This window comes from Variovorax flavidus (assembly GCF_030317145.1).
GTDB classification, from domain to species: Bacteria; Pseudomonadota; Gammaproteobacteria; order Burkholderiales; family Burkholderiaceae_C; genus Variovorax; species Variovorax flavidus.
Genome location: NZ_JASZYE010000003.1, coordinates 369774 through 390484 on the forward strand (window position 1 = coordinate 369774; position 20711 = coordinate 390484).

The 20711-nt window shown below is 66.2% G+C and carries 21 protein-coding genes; 10 read left to right on the forward strand and 11 right to left on the reverse strand.

Features of this window, described 5'->3' with window-relative positions:
* Positions 1 to 120: 120 nt before the first annotated feature.
* The 4 genes from accC to QTH90_RS16975 all read right to left on the reverse strand — a co-directional run bounded on the left by accC (position 121) and on the right by QTH90_RS16975 (position 3167).
* Complete coding sequence (gene accC / locus QTH90_RS16960) at positions 121 to 1470, reverse strand: acetyl-CoA carboxylase biotin carboxylase subunit (protein WP_286665735.1); 1350 nt, start codon at positions 1468 to 1470, stop codon at positions 121 to 123.
* A gap of 2 nt (positions 1471 to 1472) precedes the next feature.
* On the reverse strand, positions 1473 to 1934 hold the full coding sequence (gene accB / locus QTH90_RS16965; protein ID WP_286665736.1) for an acetyl-CoA carboxylase biotin carboxyl carrier protein: 462 nt from the start codon (positions 1932 to 1934) through the stop codon (positions 1473 to 1475).
* A gap of 109 nt (positions 1935 to 2043) precedes the next feature.
* Entirely contained in the window at positions 2044 to 2577 is a 534-nt protein-coding gene (locus QTH90_RS16970; RefSeq protein ID WP_286665737.1) for a TlpA family protein disulfide reductase, read from the reverse strand.
* A complete protein-coding gene (locus QTH90_RS16975; RefSeq protein ID WP_286665738.1) occupies positions 2574 to 3167 on the reverse strand; it encodes a hypothetical protein in 594 nt (197 codons plus the stop codon). Before QTH90_RS16975 ends, QTH90_RS16970 begins: the two co-directional genes overlap by 4 nt.
* A 67-nt stretch (positions 3168 to 3234) precedes the next feature.
* Between QTH90_RS16975 and mpl the strand changes: the two genes are divergently transcribed.
* On the forward strand, positions 3235 to 4638 hold the full coding sequence (gene mpl, locus QTH90_RS16980) for a UDP-N-acetylmuramate:L-alanyl-gamma-D-glutamyl-meso-diaminopimelate ligase (protein WP_286665739.1): 1404 nt from the start codon (positions 3235 to 3237) through the stop codon (positions 4636 to 4638).
* A gap of 5 nt (positions 4639 to 4643) precedes the next feature.
* A complete protein-coding gene (locus QTH90_RS16985; protein WP_444814730.1) occupies positions 4644 to 5144 on the forward strand; it encodes a cupin domain-containing protein in 501 nt (166 codons plus the stop codon).
* An 18-nt stretch (positions 5145 to 5162) separates the two neighbouring features.
* Here QTH90_RS16985 and QTH90_RS16990 read toward each other — a convergent pair whose 3' ends face one another.
* The 3 genes from QTH90_RS16990 to rodA form a co-directional block, all read right to left on the reverse strand.
* Entirely contained in the window at positions 5163 to 6281 is a 1119-nt protein-coding gene (locus QTH90_RS16990; RefSeq protein WP_286665741.1) for a 3-deoxy-7-phosphoheptulonate synthase, read from the reverse strand.
* Positions 6282 to 6482: 201 nt separating this feature from the next.
* Positions 6483 to 7943 (reverse strand): metalloprotease TldD, encoded by a 1461-nt coding sequence (tldD, locus tag QTH90_RS16995; protein ID WP_286665742.1) that lies wholly within the window; start codon positions 7941 to 7943, stop codon positions 6483 to 6485.
* Positions 7944 to 8024: 81 nt separating this feature from the next.
* Complete coding sequence (gene rodA, locus QTH90_RS17000) at positions 8025 to 9179, reverse strand: rod shape-determining protein RodA (protein WP_286665743.1); 1155 nt, start codon at positions 9177 to 9179, stop codon at positions 8025 to 8027.
* 95 nt (positions 9180 to 9274) lie between these two features.
* Between rodA and QTH90_RS17005 the strand changes: the two genes are divergently transcribed.
* The 8 genes from QTH90_RS17005 to ruvC are packed head-to-tail and all read left to right on the forward strand — an operon-like array spanning position 9275 to position 16883.
* A complete protein-coding gene (locus QTH90_RS17005; protein ID WP_286665744.1) occupies positions 9275 to 9865 on the forward strand; it encodes a YqiA/YcfP family alpha/beta fold hydrolase in 591 nt (196 codons plus the stop codon).
* 50 nt (positions 9866 to 9915) lie between these two features.
* Positions 9916 to 11976 carry a ribonuclease catalytic domain-containing protein gene (locus tag QTH90_RS17010; RefSeq protein ID WP_286665745.1) on the forward strand — a complete coding sequence of 687 codons (2061 nt, stop codon included), beginning with the start codon at positions 9916 to 9918 and terminating at the stop codon, positions 11974 to 11976.
* A 19-nt stretch (positions 11977 to 11995) separates the two neighbouring features.
* On the forward strand, positions 11996 to 12853 hold the full coding sequence (locus QTH90_RS17015; protein WP_286665746.1) for an energy transducer TonB: 858 nt from the start codon (positions 11996 to 11998) through the stop codon (positions 12851 to 12853).
* Between the two features lie 11 nt (positions 12854 to 12864).
* Positions 12865 to 13707: a shikimate dehydrogenase gene (gene aroE, locus QTH90_RS17020; protein WP_286665747.1), complete on the forward strand. Its 843-nt coding sequence runs from the start codon at positions 12865 to 12867 to the stop codon at positions 13705 to 13707.
* Positions 13704 to 14453 (forward strand): monofunctional biosynthetic peptidoglycan transglycosylase, encoded by a 750-nt coding sequence (gene mtgA, locus QTH90_RS17025; RefSeq protein ID WP_286665748.1) that lies wholly within the window; start codon positions 13704 to 13706, stop codon positions 14451 to 14453. The genes aroE and mtgA overlap by 4 nt, the downstream gene beginning before the upstream one ends.
* A gap of 20 nt (positions 14454 to 14473) precedes the next feature.
* Positions 14474 to 15262, forward strand: coding sequence for a lysophospholipid acyltransferase family protein (locus QTH90_RS17030; protein ID WP_286665749.1), 789 nt, complete (start codon positions 14474 to 14476; stop codon positions 15260 to 15262).
* Positions 15263 to 16327, forward strand: coding sequence for a phosphatidate cytidylyltransferase (locus QTH90_RS17035; RefSeq protein WP_286665750.1), 1065 nt, complete (start codon positions 15263 to 15265; stop codon positions 16325 to 16327).
* Positions 16328 to 16334: 7 nt separating this feature from the next.
* Positions 16335 to 16883, forward strand: a complete 549-nt coding sequence (gene ruvC, locus QTH90_RS17040; protein ID WP_286665751.1) for a crossover junction endodeoxyribonuclease RuvC — start codon at positions 16335 to 16337, stop codon at positions 16881 to 16883.
* Here the strand turns inward: ruvC and QTH90_RS17045 are convergent.
* The 4 genes from QTH90_RS17045 to ftsA form a co-directional block, all read right to left on the reverse strand.
* The gene (locus QTH90_RS17045; protein ID WP_286665752.1) at positions 16880 to 17056 is read right to left on the reverse strand and encodes a hypothetical protein; all 177 of its coding nucleotides are present in this window, start codon (positions 17054 to 17056) and stop codon (positions 16880 to 16882) included. The two genes, ruvC and QTH90_RS17045, sit on opposite strands and share 4 nt — an antisense overlap.
* 19 nt (positions 17057 to 17075) lie before the next feature.
* Complete coding sequence (gene lpxC, locus QTH90_RS17050) at positions 17076 to 17999, reverse strand: UDP-3-O-acyl-N-acetylglucosamine deacetylase (protein WP_286665753.1); 924 nt, start codon at positions 17997 to 17999, stop codon at positions 17076 to 17078.
* A 79-nt stretch (positions 18000 to 18078) separates the two neighbouring features.
* A complete protein-coding gene (ftsZ, locus tag QTH90_RS17055; RefSeq protein ID WP_286665754.1) occupies positions 18079 to 19296 on the reverse strand; it encodes a cell division protein FtsZ in 1218 nt (405 codons plus the stop codon).
* A gap of 174 nt (positions 19297 to 19470) precedes the next feature.
* The gene (gene ftsA, locus QTH90_RS17060; protein ID WP_286567997.1) at positions 19471 to 20700 is read right to left on the reverse strand and encodes a cell division protein FtsA; all 1230 of its coding nucleotides are present in this window, start codon (positions 20698 to 20700) and stop codon (positions 19471 to 19473) included.
* Positions 20701 to 20711: the final 11 nt, after the last annotated feature.

The following is a 20711-nucleotide window of genomic DNA, read 5'->3' on the forward strand; positions in this document are numbered from 1 at the left end:
TGCGGCAAGCGCAGCGAAGCCCATTCCAGAAACACCGCGAGCCGGCTCGGCCGGCTCGCTGGTGTTGCCCCCGGCGAGGGGGAGGCGTAGCGACACGAAGTGCGCGAAGCCTGGGGGAGCTCAACGCTTATGCGTCGCCAGCCACTCTTCCAGATAGTGGATGTTGGTGCCACCACCCATGAACTTGGCATCGACCATCAGCTCGCGATGCAGCGGCATGTTGGTCTGGATGCCTTCGACCACCGTCTCGTTCAGCGCCGTGCGCATGCGCGCCAGCGCCTGCTCGCGGGTGTCGCCGTGCACGATGATCTTGCCGATCATGGAGTCGTAGTTGGGCGGCACGAAGTAGTTGGTGTAGATGTGCGAATCCACGCGCACACCCGGTCCGCCCGGCGGGTGCCACATCGTGATGCGGCCCGGCGACGGCGTGAACTTGTAGGGGTCCTCGGCATTGATGCGGCACTCGATCGCGTGGCCCCGCATCTCGATCTGGCGCTGGGTGAAGGGCAGCTTCTCGCCGGCCGCCACCATGATCTGCGTCTTCACGATGTCGATGCCGGTCGTGAATTCCGTGACCGGATGCTCCACCTGCACGCGCGTGTTCATCTCGATGAAATAGAACTCGCCGTTCTCGTAGAGGAACTCGAAGGTGCCGGCGCCCCGGTAACCCAGCTTCTTGCAGGCCGCCGCGCAACGCTCGCCGATCTTCTCGATGAGCTTGCGCGGAATGCCCGGTGCCGGCGATTCCTCGATCACCTTCTGGTGGCGCCGCTGCATCGAGCAATCGCGCTCGCCCAGGTAGACGGCGTTCTTGTGCTTGTCGGCGAGGATCTGGATCTCGATGTGGCGCGGGTCCTGGAGAAATTTCTCCATGTAGACGGCCGGATTGTTGAAGGCCGCGCCCGCCTCCGCCTTCGTCATCTGGATGGCATTGACCAGTGCAGCCTCGGTATGAACCACGCGCATGCCGCGTCCGCCGCCACCACCCGCCGCCTTGATGATGACCGGATAGCCGATCGCCCGTGCAATGCGCTTGTTGGTGGCCGCATCGTCCGACAGCTCGCCTTCGGAGCCGGGCACGCAAGGCACGCCCGCTTTGATCATGGCCTGCTTGGCCGACACCTTGTCGCCCATGATGCGGATCGACTCGGGCGTGGGGCCGATGAACTGGAAGCCGCTCTGCTCCACGCGTTCGGCGAAGTTGGCGTTCTCGCTCAGGAAGCCGTAGCCCGGATGAATGGCTTCGGAGTCCGTCACCTCGGCAGCCGAAATGATCGCCGGCATGTTGAGGTAGCTCTGCGACGAAGGCGCGGGGCCGATGCACACGGCCTCCTCCGCCAGCTTGACGTATTTCGCCTCGCGGTCGGCCTCGGAATAGACCATCACGGCCTTGATGCCGAGCTCACTGCAGGCGCGCTGGATTCTTAGCGCAATCTCACCGCGATTGGCGACCAGTATCTTCTTGAACATGGTCACTCGATGATGAACAGCGGCTGTCCGTACTCGACCGCCTGGCCGTTCTCGCCGAGGATCTGGGTGATGGTGCCGGACTTGTCGGCCTCGATCTCGTTGAGGATCTTCATCGCCTCGATGATGCAGACCGTGTCGCCTTCCTTGACCTGGCTGCCGATCTCGACGAATGCCGGGGCGCCAGGGCTGGACGAGCGATAGAAAGTGCCCACCATGGGCGACTTGATGGCATGGCCGGTGGAAGCGGCTTCCGGCACGGCCACAGGGGCCCCGGCAGCCGCTGCCGGCGCCGCGGCGATGGCTGGGCCCGCGGCCGGAGTGGCCACAGCTTGAATGTACTGAACCGGTGCGGCCACGCCACCCTTGACGATGCGGACCTTGCCTTCCGTTTCAGTGATTTCCAGCTCGGAGATGTTCGATTCAGACACCAGATCGATCAGTGTCTTGAGCTTGCGTAGATCCATGGGACTCCAGCGTATGCCGGTTATTAGAATGTAACTCGCCTGAAGATCGGCTTATTTCGGCGTTTCAACGCCAACTGCGCGATTTGTGGGGCTGGATTCTAGCCGTGAACTACGCCCGTCGCCATGATTGCAGGTCGCCGGCGTCGAGCTTGCCCATTTTACGCGCCGCCACGGACCCTCCCCCGTCGATGAACAGGGTGAAGGGCAACCCGCCCGCCGTGTTCCCCAATTGCTTGACCAGTTCGGTGCCTTGCAAGCCGGCCAGGCCGATCGGATAGCTGACCGGCGTCTTGCTCAGGAATTTGCGCACGGCGCTGGGCTGATCGATGGCCAAACCGATCACTTGCCAGCCGTTGGAAGCGTTTTCGCGAAAGAAGGCGTCGATCATCGGCATCTCCTCCACGCAGGGTGGGCACCACGTCGCCCAGAAGTTGACGATCAGCGGTTTGCCGCGCAGGGCATCGAAGGCCACCTCTCCCCCTTCCGGGCGCTCGAAGCGCTGAGACCAGAAGCCCTCATCGAGGGGCTCGCCACCCCCGCGCGCAGACTGGCTTCGCCAGAAAGCGCCCCCCACCCCGGCCAGCGCCGCGACTGCCGCGACGCCACCGTAAAGCCAGCCACGACGCGTTGGCCTGAAGGTCATCCACTGTCCTTTTCTATCAGCCGCCGGAGCGCGGCCTGGTTGCCTCGCGGGACGCGGCCCTGAGTGTCGGGCTTGAGCGCCCCTCGCAGATCGTCAAGGTCATAGACAAGAAGATGCACGCCAATTTCCTCGCCCAGCGCGCGGCTGGTGGCGTGCACGCTCAGTGCCTCGACCTGCTCACCATGGAAACCGGTGACCATGCGCGGCTCGTAGTCCACGTGATGGTCGATCAACGCGATTTCCGCCGATTTCGAGTCGTCGCAGAACAGCTGGATATAGATATCCGACAGACGCGTCGCAGTGCCATGCCACACCGCGCCGCCCACGTGCGGCCGGAACTGCGCCATCCGCTCCATCCACTCCAGTGCCAGCACGCGCAGCGCGTGCAACTCCTTGGGCTGGGTGTCGGCGCAATAAAGCTGGATGTAGTCGCGGACTTCCGCCTCGACTTCATCGTTGTTCGGCAGTGCGGTGCGCACGGGCAGCCCCAGGTCGCGCAGTGCGCGGCGCTTGGCGGGCCCGTACTCCAGCCCTTCCTCGACGACGAGGCGGGCCGCAGCGGCGGCGATTTCCTGCTTGGACATGTCCATCGGTTCATTTTGCCCGCAGTACGCCGCTCGCAGAAGACCGCATCACTTGCGTCCCTAGAATCGCCGGATGCACATTCACATTCTCGGCATCTGCGGGACCTTCATGGGAGGCGTCGCGGCGCTGGCGCGCGAAGCCGGCCACCGGGTGACCGGCTGCGACGCCGGTGTCTACCCGCCGATGAGCGATCAGCTGAGAGCGCTCGGCATCGACCTGATCGAAGGCTTTGGCGTCGATCAACTGGCATTGAAGCCGGATGTTTTCGTGGTCGGCAACGTGGTTTCACGCGCCCGGCTGGCCGACGGGACGCCCAAGTTCCCGTTGATGGAAGCCATTCTGGACGCGGGCGCGAGCTATACCAGCGGCCCGCAATGGCTGGCCGAACACGTGCTGCAGGGCCGGCACGTGCTGGCTGTCGCCGGCACGCACGGCAAGACGACCACGACGTCGATGCTGGCCTGGATCCTGGAGCGCGCCGGCCTGGCGCCGGGATTCCTGGTGGGCGGCGTGCCGCTCGACTTCGGCGTTTCGGCCCGGCTGGGGAGAGGCGTGCAATCGACCTTCGTCATCGAAGCCGACGAATACGACACGGCCTTTTTCGACAAGCGCAGCAAGTTTGTCCACTACCGGCCGCGCACCGCCGTTCTGAACAACCTCGAGTTCGACCACGCCGACATCTTCGATGACCTGGCGGCGATCGAGCGGCAGTTCCATCACCTCGTGCGTACGGTGCCGGGCACGGGGCGCGTGGTCGTCAATGCCACGGAAGAAAGCCTGCAACGCGTGCTGGCCCAGGGCTGCTGGAGCGAACTCGCCCGTTTCGGCGCCGGTGGCGAGTGGCAGGCGCTGGGATCGCACGATGCCTTTGACGTGCTTCGCCAAGGCGAGCGCATGGGGCGTGTCGAATGGGCGCTTTCCGGCTTGCACAACCAGATGAATGCGCTCGCCGCGATCGCGGCGGCCGAGCATGTGGGCGTCTCGCCGGCGGCTGCGGCTGACGCGCTCGGTAGCTTCCGCAACGTGCGCCGTCGCATGGAATTGCGCGGCACGGTGAACCGCCTGCAGGGGGCCATCACCGTCTACGACGATTTCGCGCACCACCCGACCGCGATCCGCACGACGCTCGACGGGCTGCGGCAGAAGCTCGACGCCGAGGGCAAGAAAAGTGAGCGCATCCTTGCAGTCTTCGAGCCGCGCAGCAACACCATGAAGCTGGGCACCATGACGGCCCAGTTGCCCTGGAGCCTGGAGGCAGCCGATGTCTCGTTCTGCCATAGCGGCGGGCTGGACTGGGATGCTTCCGCCGCGCTTGCACCCATGGGCGCTCGCGCGCAGGTCGCAGCCAGCATCGAGGCGCTGGTCGCTCAAGTCGTCGCGGTCGCCCGGCCTGGCGACCACATCGTCTGCATGAGCAATGGCGGCTTCGGCGGTATCCACGAAAAGCTCCTTTCGGCGCTGAACGCGACAGAATGAGCCCCATGCGCGCGAAACAACTCATCGAGACCCTTCAATTGCAGCCCCATCCCGAGGGCGGCTGGTTCCGCGAGATGTTTCGCTCATCCGCGCAGGTGATGCCCGCCGACGGCCGGCCGGCTCGCGACGCGCTCACCACCATCTACTTCCTGCTGGAAGCGCACCAGCACTCGCGCTGGCACCGGGTGCAGTCGGATGAGGTGTGGATCCACCTCGAAGGCGCCCCGCTCGCGCTCTGGATCAGCGATGCGGCACTGCGCACCGCGCCGGCCCATGTGCGGCTGGGGCCAGTCGACGTGCACGGCATGCGGCCGCAGCACACGGTGGCGGCCGGCCAGTGGCAGGCCGCCCGGCCCATCGTCTCGCCGTCGGGCGACGACTACACGCTCGTCAGTTGCACTGTCGGCCCTGGCTTCGACTTCAACGACTTCTCGTTCATGAAGCCCGATGGCGACGAAGCCGCCTTGCTGCGCCATCACTGGCCCGACTTGGCGGCACTGATCTGACCAGCGCCGCGCCCCGCCTCAACCGCGGCGCTGCTTGACGGCTTGCGACAGCGTCTCCAGCACCTTCGTCGAATCGTCCCAGCCCAGGCAGGCGTCGGTGATGCTCTTGCCGTACTCGAGACCGGCGATCGGGTCCTTGCCCGCCGTGAACTTCTGGGCGCCGGCCACCAGGTGGCTTTCGACCATCAACCCGAACACGCTGCGGCTGCCGCCCGCGATCTGCCCGGCGATGTCCTTCGCCACGTCGATCTGCTTCTGGTGCTGCTTGCTGCTGTTCGCGTGGCTGCAGTCGACCATGAGGGTCGGCGGCAGCTTGGCGGCCTCGAGGTCCTTGCAGGCTGCCGCGACGCTTTCCGCGTCGTAGTTCGGCGCCTTGCCGCCGCGCAGGATCACGTGGCAGTCCTTGTTGCCGTTGGTCTGCACGATCGCGACCTGGCCGTTCTTGTGCACCGAGAGGAAGTGGTGCCCGCGCGCAGCAGCCTGGATCGCGTCGGTCGCGATGCGGATGTTGCCGTCCGTGCCATTCTTGAAGCCGATCGGCGCGGAAATCCCCGAGGCCAGTTCGCGGTGCACCTGGCTTTCGGTGGTGCGTGCGCCGATCGCGCCCCACGAGATCAGGTCGCCAATGTATTGCGGCGAGATCACGTCGAGGAACTCGCTGCCCGCCGGCAGGCCCATGCGGTTGATGTCGATCAGCAACTGGCGCGCGATGCGCAGGCCTTCGTCGATGCGGAAGCTCTCGTCGAGGTACGGGTCGTTGATCAGCCCCTTCCAGCCCACTGTCGTGCGCGGCTTCTCGAAGTACACGCGCATCACGATTTCGAGCGTGTCGGCGTACTTCTCGCGCTCGGCCTTCAGGCGCCGGGCGTAGTCGAGCGCTGCGGCCGGGTCATGGATCGAGCACGGACCCATCACCACCAGCAGCCGGTCGTCCTTGCGGGCCATGATGTTGTGGATCGCGCGGCGGGTGCCGGTGATCAGCGATTCCACCGGCGTGCCCCGGATCGGGAAGAAGCGGATCAGATGCTCGGGAGGAGGCAACACAGTGATGTCCTTGATGCGTTCGTCGTCGGTTCGGCTGGTCTTTTCGACGTTCGCATACCAGGTGTCGCTGGCCGGGGCGGCTTTCGTGCTCATGTGTCGTCCTTTTCGGGTGTCTTGATTTCGTGAGGGCAATAAAAAAACCGCCGGGCTTTTGGCACCGGCGGTTTTGGGAGGTTCTGCTGTCTGCTGCTTTTACGCGCGCGCCTCTCGTCCGCCGGAAACCGGGAACCAAAAGTAGGCAAAGTAAAAAGCGCGTGCGGCGGACATAAGTCGCGAATGTAGCACAGGAAGGGCTCAGGCAGTGCCGCCGACGGTCAAGCCGTCGATTCGCAGAGTTGGCTGGCCCACGCCGACCGGCACGCTCTGGCCTTCCTTGCCGCAGGTGCCGACGCCCGAATCGAGCGACATGTCGTTGCCGATCATCGTGACGCGCGTGAGCGCATCGGGGCCGTTGCCCACGAGCGTGGCGCCCTTCACCGGATACTGGATCTTGCCGTTCTCCACCCAATAGGCCTCGCTGGCGGAGAACACGAACTTGCCGCTCGTGATGTCGACCTGCCCGCCGCCGAAGTTGGTCGCATAGAGCCCCTTCTTGATGCTGGCGACGATTTCCTCCGGCACGCGGTCGCCGCCCAGCATGTAGGTGTTGGTCATGCGTGGCATCGGCGCGTGCGCGTAGCTTTCGCGACGGCCATTGCCCGTGGGCTTGGCCTTCATGAGCCGCGCGTTGAGCGAGTCCTGGATGTAGCCCTTGAGGATGCCGTCCTCGATCAGCACGTTGCGCTGCGTCGCATTGCCTTCGTCGTCGACGTTGAGCGAGCCGCGGCGGTCCGCGATGGTGCCGTCGTCGAGCACCGTCACGCCCTTGGCGGCGACCCGTTCGCCGATGCGGCCAGAGAACGCGCTCGAGCCCTTGCGGTTGAAGTCGCCTTCGAGCCCGTGGCCGATGGCCTCGTGCAGCAGGATGCCGGGCCAGCCCGGGCCGAGCACCACGGTCATCTCGCCGGCGGGTGCCGGACGCGAATCGAGGTTGACGAGCGCCGACTTGACGGCCTGGTCCACGTATTCGGCGATGTGCTCGTCGTCGAAATAGGCGAGCCCGAAGCGTCCGCCGCCACCGCCAGAACCGACTTCGCGACGTCCGTTCTGCTCGGCGATCACGGTCACCGACAGGCGCACCAGCGGCCGCACGTCGGCGGCCAGCGTGCCGTCGGCACGCGCGACCAGCACCACGTCGTATTCGCTCGCGAGGCCCGCCATGACTTGCGCCACGCGTGGATCGCGGGAGCGGGCGAGTTTCTCGACCTTTTCGAGAAGCTGGACCTTCGCGGTGCTGTCGAGCGTGGAAATCGGGTCGACCGCGCCGTACAGCGAACGGCTGGACGCGATCCGGCGCGTGGGCGCCTTGACCCGCGCCGTGCGCCCCGCGGCGGAAATCGTGCGAACCGTGCGCGCGGCGTCGAGCAGCGAAGCCTCCGAAATGTCGTCCGAGTAGGCGAACGCGGTCTTTTCACCGCTGACCGCGCGGACACCGACGCCCTGGTCGATGCTGAAGCTGCCGGTCTTCACGATGCCCTCTTCCAGGCTCCAGCCTTCGCTGCGCGTGTACTGGAAGTAGAGGTCGGCATCGTCCACCTTGTGCGCGGTGATCTCGGCGAGCGCACGCGAGAGGTGCGTTTCATCGAGACCGAAGGGCGTGAGCAGGAGTTGCTGCGCCGTAGCCAGGCGCTCGATGGTAGGTTCGCGGGAAATCATCGAAGCATTCTAGGGCTCGCCCCCAGGCTGCGCGCACTTCGTGTCGCTTCGCCCACCCCCTTCCGGGGGCAACACGGAACATCAGGACTGCATGAGCCGCTTGGCGCGGGATATGGACATCAGGATGCCCAGGCCGAGCCCCAGCGTCACCATGGCGGTGCCGCCATAACTGATGAACGGCAGCGGCACGCCCACCACCGGCAGGATGCCGCTCACCATGCCCATGTTCACGAAGGCATAGGTGAAGAAGATCATCGTGACCGCCCCCGCCAGCAGGCGGGAGAACAGCGTCGGCGCGTCCAGCGCGATCGCGAGGCCGCGGAAGATCAGGAAGATGAAGGCCGCGATCAGGGCCAGATTGCCGGCGAGGCCGAATTCCTCGGAATAGGCTGCGAAGATGAAATCGGTGGTCCGCTCGGGAATGAATTCCAGGTGCGTCTGCGTGCCCTGCATGAAGCCCTTGCCGCCGACGCCGCCAGAGCCGATGGCGATCATCCCCTGGATGATGTGGAACCCCTTGCCGAGCGGGTCCTTGGACGGGTCGAGCAGCGTACAGACACGTTGCTTCTGGTAGTCGTGCAGGATCCGCCAGTCGAATCCGTCCGCGCACAGCTGCGATTCGAAGCCCACGATGAGCGTCACCGCCACGATGCCGATCAGCACCGGCGGCACGATCAGCTTCCACGACAGCCCCGCGAAAAAGATCACGGACAGCCCCGTCGCCAGCACCAGCAGCGCGGTGCCGAGGTCGGGCTGCTTCATGATCAGGCCGACGGGCACGGCCAGCAGGATCGTGGCAACCACGAAGTCCAGCGCCCGCAACTGGCCTTCGCGCCGCTGGAACCACCACGACAGCATCAGCGGCATCGCGATCTTCAGGATTTCGCTGGGCTGGATCACCAGACCCACGTTGATCCAGCGCTGGGCGCCCTTCTTGGTGATGCCGAAAAGCGCCACGGCCACCAGCAGGCCCACGCCCACCGTATAGATCGGCACCGCAAAGGCCATCAGGCGCTGCGGCGGCACTTGGGCGACCACGAACATGATGAAGCCGGCCAGCAGCATGTTGCGGCCATGGTCCATGAAGCGGGTGCCGTGGTCATAGCCCGACGAATACATCGTCATCATCCCGGCGAAGGCCAGCAGCAGGACGGCAAAGGCGAGGAAACCGTCGAAACCCTGGAACACGGGCAACAGGCGTCGCGCGAGCGAGGGTTGATGGAAGACGGCTGACATAAGGGACGCGAATATTTGGGAGCGGATTATCGCGCCCCGCGCACCCGGGAGAGGCTCCAGACGCAATTTCGGCCGGAGTCCCCATAATGCGCGCCATGCCGCGAACCACCCACCTGCTCTACCTGCATGGCTTTCGCTCGTCGCCCCGCTCGACCAAGGCCTCGCTCATGGCCCAACGTGTCGCGCGCGAGCACCCCAACCTGCGATGGTGGTGCCCCCAGCTGCCGCCGTCCCCGCGGGAGGCGATCGACCTCGTGATGCGGGGCATTGCAGACTGGCCGCGCAGTTCGATGGCGGTCGTCGGCTCCTCCCTGGGCGGCTTCTATGCCACTTATGTCACCAGCACGACCCACTGCCGCGCGGTGCTGCTGAATCCGGCCGTCCACCCGGACCGAGACCTGGTCCGCCAGATCGGCGACCAGACGCTCTGGCACAACCCCGCGGAACACTTCCATTTCCGGCCGGAGTACATCGGGGAGTTGCGCAACCTCGACGTCGGCCCCCTGGCTCGACCCGACCAGGTCTTCGCGATCATCGCCAAGGGCGACGAAGTGCTCGACTGGCGTGAAATGACCGACCGCTATCCGGGAAGCCGAATCGAACTGCTCGAAGGCAGCGACCACGCGCTCTCGGATTTCGAGGAGCGCCACCTCGACGACGTGCTGGCCTTCATCGACCCGGTCTGAGGGTCTGCGAGCACCCGGACTGCGCCGCAGCGCATGGGACAATCCGCGCCATGTTTGTATTGTTCGAAGAAGCCGGCAAGTACCTCGGTGGCCGCATCCTGTCGGAGGCCGAGGCCTCGGCACAGGTCGAGCTCGAGACCGGCAAGCGCGTCAAGGTCAAGGGCGCCAACATCGTCCTGCGCTTCGAGAAGCCGGCCCCGCCAGAACTGCTGGCCGAGGCGCGTACGCTGGCCGCAACGGTCGATCTCGACCTGGCCTGGGAGTTCGCACCCGAGGGTGAATTCAGCTTCGGCGAACTGGCCGCCGAGTATTTCCAGGCCCAGCCGAGTCTCGTGCAGCAGGCCGCCGCGCTGCTGTCGCTGTTCGAGGCGCCGCACTATTTCCGTCGAGCCGGCAAGGGCCGTTTCAAGAAGGCGCCGGCCGAGATCATCCAGCAGGCACTGGCCGCCATCGAGAAGAAAAAAGCCATTCAGTCTCAGATTGCCGAATGGTCGGCGCAACTGGCCGCCGGCGAGTGCCCGGCGCCGGTGCGCGAACAGCTGTTCAAGATCCTGTTCCGGCCCGACAAGAATGCGCCGGAATACAAGGCGGTGGTCGAAGCCTCCCGTGCCACGCAGCGCGCGCCGCTCGACCTGCTGAAGCAGGCCGGCGCCATCGACTCGTCCTACCAGTTCCACTGGCGGCGCTTCCTGTTCGAGAACTTCCCGAAAGGCACCGGCTTCCCGACGCTCAGCGCGCCCGTCATCGCCGACGAACTGCCGCTGGCCGACGTGCAGGCTTTCTCCATCGACGATTCGCAGACCACTGAAATCGACGATGCGCTGTCGGTTCGGGGCCTCGGCACCGGCACGGTGGTCGTCGGCATCCACATCGCCGCACCGGGCCTGGCGCTGGTGCCGGGCAGCCCGATCGACCAGGTGGCGCGTGCGCGCATGTCGACGGTCTACATGCCGGGGCACAAGATCACGATGCTGCCCGACCACGTGGTCGAGGCCTACACCCTGCAGGAAGGTCGCGACTGTCCGGCCGTCTCCATCTACGCGACCTTCGACGAAGCTTCGCTCGCCCTGCAGGGCACCGAAACGAAACTCGAACGCGTGCCGATCGTCGCCAACCTGCGGCACGACCAGCTCGACACCGTCGTCACACAGGAATGGCTCGAAGATGCATCGGTCAACGCCGACAGCACGCCCGAAGTCGCCCAGCGCGTGCGCGAGCCCCTGTCCTTCCTGTTCCGCCTGGCGAAGCAGTTGAAGGCGCAGCGCGAAGTCGTGCGCGGCAAGCCCGAGAGCTTCAACCGCCCCGACTACAACTTCCGCCTCGTCGGCAACGACGGCGAGCCCACCGGCAACGAACAGGTGCAGATCAGCACCCGCCAGCGTGGCGCGCCGCTCGACCTGATCGTCTCCGAAGCGATGATCCTGGCCAACAGCAGCTGGGGCGGCTGGCTCGGCGAACTCGGCGTGCCCGGCCTCTACCGCAGCCAGGCCAGCCTCGCTCCGGGCATCAAGGTGCGGATGGGCACGCGCGCCCTGCCGCACGCCGGCCTCGGCGTGAAGAGCTACGCGTGGAGCACCTCGCCCCTGCGCCGCTACACCGACCTCGTGAACCAGTGGCAGATCATCGCGGCCGCCCGCCACGGCAAGACTGCAGCGCTGGCGGCGCCGTTCAAGCCGAAGGATGCGGATCTCTTCTCGATCCTCTCGGGCTTCGACGCGGCCTACAGCACCTACAACGCGCACCAGGGCGGCATGGAGCGCTTCTGGACGCTCAAGTATCTGCAGCAGCAAGGCATCACCGAACTCGACGCGTCCTTGATCAAGGACGTGCCGAACGGCGCGCTGGTGCGTGCCGACACGCTTCCGCTGGTGTTCCAGGTCACGGGAACGCAAGGCCTGCTGCGCGGTGCGCGCGTGCGCGTCAAGCTCGGCGAGATCGACGAGATCGCCCTCGATGTGCACGGCACCGTCATCGAACGCCTTGACGCGGCACCCGCCGAAGCGCCGGCGGAGGACGAGGGCGGCGAGGACGAGGAAGAAGTCGCCGGCCCGATCGCCATCGCGGTCGACCTCACCGACAGCGAGGCTGCACCGGAGAACACGCCGGCATGATCCCGAGGAAGACCACCCCATGAACCTGCGCGACCTCAGCACGCTGCAGATTGCGCTCGGCCTGTCGGTCATCGCCCATGCGGCATTGCTGACAGTGCGCTTCGTCGATCCGGAGTCCTTCAACCGCGTCTTCAAGGAGACGCCGCTGGAGGTCATCCTGGTCAACGCCAAGACCAACGAACGCCCCGACAAGGCAAAGGCAATCGCCCAGGCCTCGCTGGCCGGCGGCGGCGATCTCGACAAGGGACGCGCCACCAGCCCGCTGCCGCCGTCCACCTTCACGACCGTCGGCGACGCGATGGAAGAGCAGCAGCGCCAGGTTGAGGCGATGCAGCAGCAACAGATGCTGCTGCTGGCCCAGATCAAGCAGCAGCTCGCATCGATGCCGGTGCCCGACCCGCGCAGCCAGGGCAACCCGAGCGAATCCGCGGCGCGCGAGGAAAAACGCCGCCAGCTGGTCGACCTGCTCGCGGAGATCGAGCGCCGCGTCAACGAAGAGAACGCACGCCCGAAGAAGCGCTATATCAGCCCGGCCACGCGCGAAGCGGCCTATGCCGTCTATGTGGACGCCCTGCGCCGGAAGATCGAGGTGCGCGGCACCGAAAACTTCCCCGAGGCCGCCGGCAAGAAGATGTACGGCGAGCTGACGATGATGGTGACCGTCAACCACGACGGCTCGATCCTTGCCACCGACGTCGTCGAGAGCTCGGGCAACCGCTTGCTGGACCGCCGCGCCCAGGCGATCGTGCGCAGCGTCGGCAATTTCGGCAAGTTCACCGACGCGATGCGCCGGCAGACCGACCAGATCGTGCTGCCCTCGCGCTTCAAGTTCACCCACGACGAGACGCTCGAGACACAGCTTTCGTCCAGACAATGATCGGAGACGCCATGGACCTGTATTGCGTGATGGGCAATCCGGTCGAGCACAGCCGCTCACCGTGGATTCATGCGCGCTTCGCCGAACTGACCAGCCAGACGCTGAGCTATGGACGCCGCCTCGTGCCGATCGGCGGATTCGCCGATGCCGTGGCGGCCTTCCGTGCCGACCATTCGGGCACGGCACGCGGCTGCAACGTCACCGTGCCCTTCAAGTTCGACGCGGCGGCGCTCGCGCAGCACCTGACGCCGCGTGCCGCCCTCGCACACGCCATCAACGTGATCAGCTTCCGCGACGATGGCATCCACGGCGACAACAGCGATGGCATCGGGCTGGTGAACGACATCACGCTGCACGCGGGCGTGCCGATCGCGGGCAGCGAGTTGCTGCTGCTCGGCGCAGGCGGCGCTGCCGCGGGCGTGCTCGGCCCCTTGCTGGAGGCCGGACCGCGTCGCGTCGTGGTTGCCAACCGCACGCTCGCCAAGGCCATCGCGCTGGTTCAGCGCCATGCGGCGCTTGCACTCCAGCACCACGTCTCGCTGGAAGCGCAAGAACTTCACGCGGTGCCCGGCACCTTCGACGTGGTGGTGAACGCCACGGCGTCGAGCCTGGCCGGCGGCGAAGTACCGGTCGATGGCGGCGTGCTGAAGCCCGGCGCACTCGCGATCGACATGATGTACGGCCCCGCAGCGGCCGGCTTCATGGCGTGGGCACGCGCGCACGGCGCCGTGCCGCGCGACGGACTCGGCATGCTGGTCGAGCAGGCGGCCGAAGCCTTCGAGACCTGGCGCGGCGTCCGGCCGCCCACGGCCACGGTGCTCGCCGAGCTGCGCGCCATCGTCGACGCGAAGTGAAGCCCTTTCTTCGTTGGCTCGGCTGTCTGCTGGTCGCGGCCTTCGCGCTAGAACTCTTCTTCATCCTGCGCATCGCCGCGATGGCGGCCATCGATCCGGAATCCACGGCCTTCCAGCGCTCCGAGGCATGGCAGGTCGCTGTCCACGGACGCAGCAACGGCGAACGCGACTGGAAGCAGCAGTGGGTCCCCTATTCGCAGATTTCCGACTCGCTCAAGCGCGCCGTGATCGCGAGCGAGGACAGCGAGTTCATCTACCACCAGGGCGTCGAGTGGGAAGCCATCGAGCGCGCGCGCCAACGCAACGCCAAGGCCGAGGAGATGGCTGCCCGGCGCGCAGCACAGATGCGCGCACGGGGCAAGGAGCCCCGCGCGCCCCAACTGCGCGGCGGCTCGACCATCACGCAGCAGCTGGCCAAGAACCTGCTGCTGTCCGGCGAGCGCACCTTGCTTCGCAAAGGCCAGGAGCTGGTGCTCGCCACGGCGCTCGAAGTGATGCTGAGCAAGCAGCGCATCCTCGAGATCTATCTCAACAACGTCGAATGGGGTGAAGGCATCTTCGGCGCCGAGGCTGCCGCCCAGCACTATTTCAGGAAGCCCGCGTCGCGGCTCACCGCCGGTGAGGCCGCAAGGCTCGCCGTGATGCTGCCGAGTCCGAAGTTCTTCGAGCGCCGTCAGGGCTCCGGCTATCTGGCGAGCCGTTCCGGCACGATCGCGGCCCGCATGCCAGCCGCAGAACTGCCCTAGCTCCACCTATCATCGCCGCCATGCTTGCTAAGTTCACAGGGTGGGGATTGCTGGCCTTGATCCGGTTGCTCACCGGCGCCCAGGCGCGATGGTGGGGCTGCCCGCCCAAGGCAGAGCAGCGCATCTATTTCGCCAATCACCAAAGCCATCTCGACCTCGTCATGATCTGGGCCGCCCTCCCCGAGGAGCTGCGCAGCATCACGCGTCCGATCGCCGCGCGCGACTACTGGGCCAACACGCCCTTCAAGCGCTGGATCACGACCGAAGTCTTCAACGCGATCTACGTCGAGCGGGGCGGTGGCGCGCCGGTGGTGCCGCCTGCGCCGCCCGCACCGCCGCCGGCCGTGCGCATCGAACCGTCGTTCGACGACGTGCCGCCGCCGGACCCGGAGCCTGTCGGGCCCTGGACTTCGCAAGGAGAACTGCCGCTGGCGCAGCCGGCCGCAGAGCCCGTACCGGCCGCAACACCCGGCAGCCTAGAGGCGCTTGCCCCATTGCAGCCCCTGATCGAGGCCCTGCAAAGCGGCGATTCGATCATCATCTTTCCCGAAGGCACGCGCGGCCACACGGGCATCCCGCAGAAGTTCAAGTCGGGCCTCTTCACGCTCGCGCAGATGTTCCCCGACGCAGTGCTCGTGCCTGCGTGGATCGACAACGTCCAGCGCGTCATGCCCAAGGGCGAAGTGGTGCCGGTGCCGATCCTCTGCTCCGTCACCTTCGGCGCGCCGATCCAGCTCGAAGAAGGCGAAGAGCGCCGTCCCTTTCTCGATCGGGCTCGCGAGGCGGTCATCGCGCTGCGTGAGGTCTAGATGAACCAGTACCTCCGCAATCTTTCATCGACCCATCAGGTCGCAGCGCTGTTCTTCATCGTGTTCGGGCTGCTCTTCGTCGTGAGCACGGCAGTCTTCCTGCTGAGCCTCAGGGAGCGCCGCAACCCGGTGCATGACGAGATCTGGCAGCGCGAGCTTCGTCATTTCCGCTCGCTGCTGCGCACGACCTGGGTGATGGTGATCGTGTTCTGGGTCGGCTGGGCGCTGGGCGAGAAGGTCGCGACGCTGCTCTTCGCGTTCATCTCCTTCTTCGCGCTGCGCGAGTTCATCACCCTGTCGCCGACGCGGCGCGGCGACCATCGCAGCCTGATCCTGGCCTTCTTCTTCGTGCTGCCGATCCAGTTCTGGCTGGTCGCGACCGCGCATTTCGACCTGTTCACGGTATTCATCCCGGTCTACGTCTTCCTCGCGATTCCGGTCGTGAGCGCGCTGGCCGACGACCCGAGCCACTTCCTCGAGCGCAACGCCAAGCTGCAATGGGGGATCATGGTCTGCGTCTACGGCATGAGCCATGTGCCGGCACTGCTGTTGCTTTCGTTCCCGGGCTACCAGGGCAAGAACGCGTTCCTGATCTTCTACCTGGTGTTCGTGGTGCAGACCTGCATGCTGGTGCAGCACCTGGTGTCGCGCCGCAAGACGATGCCCGTGGAAGGCGCTCCGCCGCCCGAGCCACCCAAAGGCTGGCTGGCCCAGGCGAGATATCGGCTCTTCATGCAGCCGCCCTTCGCGCCGAACGTGAGCCGCAGCTTCAACTGGACCAGCTGGGCGCTGGGCATGGCGATCGCGAGCGTGGTCGGCGCACTCCTGTCCTTCATCACCCCTTTCAAGTACGGCCAGGCGCTCGCGATGTCGCTGATCGCCTGCGTGGCGGGCTCGATGGGCCACCTCGTCATGAAGGCCCTCAAGCGCGACCGCGGCATTCCCAACTGGGGCCGGCGCGGCGTGGGCGTGACCGGCGCCAACGGCTTGCTGGACCGGGTCGATGCGCTCTGCTTTGCCGCGCCGGTGTTCTTCCACGCAGTGCGCTGGTACTTCGACGTCTAATGCCCTGATGCGCATCCTCGGCATCGACCCCGGACTGCAGACGACCGGCTTCGGCGTGGTCGACATAGACGGCCACGCGCTGCGCTACGTCGCGAGCGGCACCATCAGCACCAAGCACCTGGCGCGCGGCGAACTCCCGGCGCGGCTCAAGGTGCTCTTCGACGGCATCGGCGAGATCGCCGAGCGCTACAAGCCCGATGCGGCGGCGGTGGAGATCGTGTTCGTCAACGTCAATCCGCAATCCACGCTGCTGCTGGGCCAGGCGCGCGGCGCCTGCATCACCGCGCTGGTCACCAGCAACCTGACGGTCGCCGAATACACGGCCCTGCAGATGAAGCAGGCCGTCGCGGGCCATGGTGGCGCCGCCAAGGCGCAGGTGCAGGAGATGGTCAAGCGGCTTCTACAGCTCCCCGGTGTGCCCGGCAGCGATGCGGCCGACGCGCTCGGCATCGCGATCACGCATGCCCACGTCGGCAGCTCGATGGCGCGGCTCGGAACGGCCACGGCGCTCACGCGGAGCACCAGCGGGATGTATCGGCAGGGGCGGACGCGCTAGAACGCCCGCTCGGCAATGAGCACCGCGAAGAAGCCGAAGGCTGCGAGCAGCGTCCACTTGAGCACGATCCAGCCGAATCGACGGTACTTGGTCTGCCCCGTCCCGGCATAGAACGCGAAGGACACCCCGGCCACGAGCAGCAGCAACAGGATGGCCCAGCGGAAGATCAGCATCGGATGGGAGGCGGGCGCGCTACCAGGCGCGCGCGACTTCGGCGAAGCCCGCCGGTGCGCGCCTCTCGTCGTCGAAGATCACGATCTCGTGGGCGTCGTCGTGCGCGAGCAGCTCGCGCAGCAGCTTGTTGTTGAGCGCATGGCCCGAGCGGAAGGCACTGTAGGCGGCCAGCAGGGGTTGCCCGATGACGTAGAGGTCGCCCATTGCGTCGAGGATCTTGTGCTTGACGAACTCGTCGTCGTAGCGCAGCCCGCCCGCATTGAGCACCTTGGTGTCGTCCATCACGATCGCATTGTCGAGACCGCCGCCCAGCGCCAGCCCCTTGGACCGCATGTATTCGACCTCCTTGGTGAAGCCGAAGGTGCGCGCGCGCGCGATGTCGCGGCTGTAGGAGCCGCTGCCGAGGTCAAACTCGACGCGCTGGCCGGTCGAGTTGACCACGCGATGGTCGAAGTCGATCTCGAAGCTGAGCTTGAAGCCGTGGTACGGATCGAGCCGCGCCCACTTGGCATCGGCGCCCTCGCCTTCGCGCACCTCGACCGGGCGGGTGACGCGGATGAAGCGACGCGGCGCGTTCTGGAGTTCGATGCCCGCGCTTTGCAGCAGGAACACGAAGGAAGAGGCGGAGCCGTCGAGGATCGGCACCTCGTCGGCCGTGATGTCGATCTGCAGGTTGTCGATGCCGAGGCCCGCGCAGGCCGACATCAGGTGCTCGACGGTCTGCACCTTGGCACCGCCCGAGGACACGGTCGAGGCGAGCCGGGTGTCGGTGACGGCTTCGGCCGTCATCGGGATCTCGACGGGCTCGGGCAGGTCCACGCGGCGGAACACGATGCCGTGGTTCACCGGCGCCGGCCGGAGCGTGAGTTCGACGCGCTGCCCGCTGTGCAGGCCGACGCCGACCGCACGGGTGATGGATTTGAGGGTTCTTTGTGGAAGCACGGGCGCGATTTTAGAAGCGCGAGGCATCCGGCGCACCGTCCGCCTCGCTATCTCCGCAATAGCCTCCACCGGGAACCCGTCAATCGGCCTGGCGGCGCAGGAAAGCCGGGATCTCGAAATCGTCCATGCCGCCCGACGACAGCGCGTCCACCTTGGCCGCGGCCATGGTGCGGTTGGTGCGCCACACGCTGGGCACGGCCATGCCGTCGTAGTTGGGCTGGCTGCTCGCGTGCCCGTGTCCGTGTCCGCTCGCGGAGCCGAGGGTCGGCACGTTGAACGGGATGTTGTCGGTGCCGGTGCGGATGACTTCGAGCGTCGGCGCCTGGCGGCGCGCGTCCTGGCGCGAGAGGCCGGTCGCGACCACGGTCACGCGCATCTCGTCGCCGAGGTTGTCGTCGTAGGCTGCGCCGTAGATCACGTGCGCGTCCGGCGAGGCGTAGGCGCGGATGGTGTTCATCGCGAGCTTGGATTCGCTCAGCTTGAGCGAGGACTTCGACGCCGTCACCAGCACCAGCACACCCTTGGCGCCCGAGAGGTCGATGCCTTCGAGCAGCGGGCAGGCCACGGCCTGCTCGGCGGCGATGCGCGCGCGGTCCGGGCCGCTGGCTGCAGCCGTGCCCATCATGGCCTTGCCGGGTTCGCCCATCACGGTGCGCACGTCTTCGAAGTCGACGTTCACGCCGCCGTACTCATTGATGATTTCCGAGATGCCGCCCACGGCGTTCTTCAGCACGTCGTTGGCATGCGCGAAGGCCTCGTCCTGGGTGACGTCCTCGCCCAGCACGTCGAGCAGCTTCTCGTTGAGCACGACGATCAGCGAGTCGACGTTGGCTTCGAGTTCGGCCAGTCCGGCGTCGGCATTGGTCATGCGGCGGCCGCCTTCCCAGTCGAAGGGCTTGGTCACCACGCCCACCGTGAGGATGCCCATTTCCTTGGCGACGCGCGCGATCACTGGCGCGGCGCCGGTGCCCGTGCCGCCGCCCATGCCGGCCGTGATGAACAGCATGTGCGCACCGGCGATCGACTCGCGGATGTCGTCGATCGCGGCTTCTGCGGCGTCACGGCCCTTCTCCGGCTTGCTGCCGGCGCCCAATCCGTTGGTGCCGAGCTGGATGGTCTTGTGCGCATTGCTGCGCGACAGGGCCTGCGCATCGGTGTTGGCGCAGACGAACTGCACGCCCTGCACCCCACGCTCCATCATGTGGGCGACCGCGTTGCCGCCGCCGCCGCCGACGCCGATCACCTTGATCTGCGTACCTTGATTGAACTCTTCGATCTCGATCATTTCGATAGCCATTTTTCTGACTCCTTGAATTTGCAGTTGCCGTTTGTTTGCGAATAAGTTGTTGTTGGAACCGAGAGCGCTCATGGGGGTGGACCAGTCCTTCGCCATCGCTCGTTGAAGTGACGGGGTGGACCGGCTCGCGCCAGCCAAAGAGGAAAAGCATTCATCGCGTCGCCTCCCTGGTCATCAGAAATTCCCCACGATGAAGTCCTTGAAGCGGCCGAACGCGGTCTTGACCGAACCGTTCTTCTGAGCGACCTTGAAGCCGCGCAGTCGGGCGTAACGTGCTTCCTCGAGCAGGCCCATGACGGTGGCTGCACGCGGCTGCGCCACCATGTCCGACAGCGCGCTCGAATACTTCGGAATCCCGCGACGCACGGGCTTCAGGAAAATGTCTTCGCCGAGCTCGACCATGCCGGGCATCACCGCGCTGCCACCGGTGAGCACGACGCCCGAAGAGAGCACCTCCTCGTAGCCCGACTCCCGGATCACCTGCTGCACGAGCGAGAAGATCTCCTCGATGCGCGGCTCGATCACGCCGGCCAGCGCCTGCTTGCTCAGCATGCGCGGGCCGCGGTCACCGAGGCCGGGCACTTCGACCTGCGTGTCCGGATCGGCCAGCAATTGCTTCGCATAGCCGTTCTCGACCTTGATGTCCTCGGCGTCCTTGGTCGGCGTGCGCAGCGCCATGGCGATGTCGCTGGTGATCAGATCGCCGGCGATCGGAATCACGGCCGTGTGGCGGATGGCGCCGTTGGTGAAAATCGCGACGTCCGTCGTGCCGGCGCCGATGTCGACCAGCACCACGCCGAGTTCGCGCTCGTCCTCGGTCAGCACCGCCTGGCTCGACGCCAGCGGATTCAGCATGAGCTGGTCGACCTCCAGCCCGCAGCGGCGCACGCACTTGATGATGTTCTCGGCCGCGCTCTGCGCGCCGGTGACGATGTGCACCTTGGCTTCCAGGCGCATGCCGCTCATCCCGATCGGCTCCTTCACGTCCTGGCCGTCGATCACGAATTCCTGCGGCTCGACCAGCAGCAGGCGCTGATCGCTGGAGATGTTGATCGCGCGCGCCGTCTCCACCACGCGGGCGACATCGGCCGGCGTGACTTCCCGGTCCTTCACCGCGACCATGCCGCTTGAATTGATGCCGCGGATGTGGCTGCCCGTGATGCCGGTGTAGACGCGGCTGATCTTGCAGTCGGCCATCAGCTCGGCCTCCTTGAGCGCCTGCTGGATGCTCTGCACCGTGGCGTCGATGTTCACCACCACGCCGCGCTTGAGCCCGTTGCTCGGGGCGATGCCGAGACCGGCCAGCTTGAGCTCGCCGTTGGACTGCACCTCGGCTACCACCGCCATCACCTTGGCGGTGCCGATGTCGAGGCCGACAACGAGGTCTTTGTACTCTTTGGACATGAATCTTCCTC

What these genes read in the sequence shown, in the direction of transcription:
- accC (WP_286665735.1), bottom strand. Translation starts at nt 1,470, where the DNA reads ATGTTCAAGAAGATACTGGTCGCCAATCGCGGTGAGATTGCGCTAAGA.
- accB (WP_286665736.1), bottom strand. Translation starts at nt 1,934, where the DNA reads ATGGATCTACGCAAGCTCAAGACACTGATCGATCTGGTGTCTGAATCG.
- QTH90_RS16970 (WP_286665737.1), bottom strand. Translation starts at nt 2,577, where the DNA reads ATGACCTTCAGGCCAACGCGTCGTGGCTGGCTTTACGGTGGCGTCGCG.
- QTH90_RS16975 (WP_286665738.1), bottom strand. Translation starts at nt 3,167, where the DNA reads ATGGACATGTCCAAGCAGGAAATCGCCGCCGCTGCGGCCCGCCTCGTC.
- mpl (WP_286665739.1), top strand. Translation starts at nt 3,235, where the DNA reads ATGCACATTCACATTCTCGGCATCTGCGGGACCTTCATGGGAGGCGTC.
- QTH90_RS16985 (WP_444814730.1), top strand. Translation starts at nt 4,644, where the DNA reads ATGCGCGCGAAACAACTCATCGAGACCCTTCAATTGCAGCCCCATCCC.
- QTH90_RS16990 (WP_286665741.1), bottom strand. Translation starts at nt 6,281, where the DNA reads ATGAGCACGAAAGCCGCCCCGGCCAGCGACACCTGGTATGCGAACGTC.
- tldD (WP_286665742.1), bottom strand. Translation starts at nt 7,943, where the DNA reads ATGATTTCCCGCGAACCTACCATCGAGCGCCTGGCTACGGCGCAGCAA.
- rodA (WP_286665743.1), bottom strand. Translation starts at nt 9,179, where the DNA reads ATGTCAGCCGTCTTCCATCAACCCTCGCTCGCGCGACGCCTGTTGCCC.
- QTH90_RS17005 (WP_286665744.1), top strand. Translation starts at nt 9,275, where the DNA reads ATGCCGCGAACCACCCACCTGCTCTACCTGCATGGCTTTCGCTCGTCG.
- QTH90_RS17010 (WP_286665745.1), top strand. Translation starts at nt 9,916, where the DNA reads ATGTTTGTATTGTTCGAAGAAGCCGGCAAGTACCTCGGTGGCCGCATC.
- QTH90_RS17015 (WP_286665746.1), top strand. Translation starts at nt 11,996, where the DNA reads ATGAACCTGCGCGACCTCAGCACGCTGCAGATTGCGCTCGGCCTGTCG.
- aroE (WP_286665747.1), top strand. Translation starts at nt 12,865, where the DNA reads ATGGACCTGTATTGCGTGATGGGCAATCCGGTCGAGCACAGCCGCTCA.
- QTH90_RS17030 (WP_286665749.1), top strand. Translation starts at nt 14,474, where the DNA reads ATGCTTGCTAAGTTCACAGGGTGGGGATTGCTGGCCTTGATCCGGTTG.
- QTH90_RS17035 (WP_286665750.1), top strand. Translation starts at nt 15,263, where the DNA reads ATGAACCAGTACCTCCGCAATCTTTCATCGACCCATCAGGTCGCAGCG.
- ruvC (WP_286665751.1), top strand. Translation starts at nt 16,335, where the DNA reads ATGCGCATCCTCGGCATCGACCCCGGACTGCAGACGACCGGCTTCGGC.
- QTH90_RS17045 (WP_286665752.1), bottom strand. Translation starts at nt 17,056, where the DNA reads ATGCTGATCTTCCGCTGGGCCATCCTGTTGCTGCTGCTCGTGGCCGGG.
- ftsZ (WP_286665754.1), bottom strand. Translation starts at nt 19,296, where the DNA reads ATGGCTATCGAAATGATCGAGATCGAAGAGTTCAATCAAGGTACGCAG.
- ftsA (WP_286567997.1), bottom strand. Translation starts at nt 20,700, where the DNA reads ATGTCCAAAGAGTACAAAGACCTCGTTGTCGGCCTCGACATCGGCACC.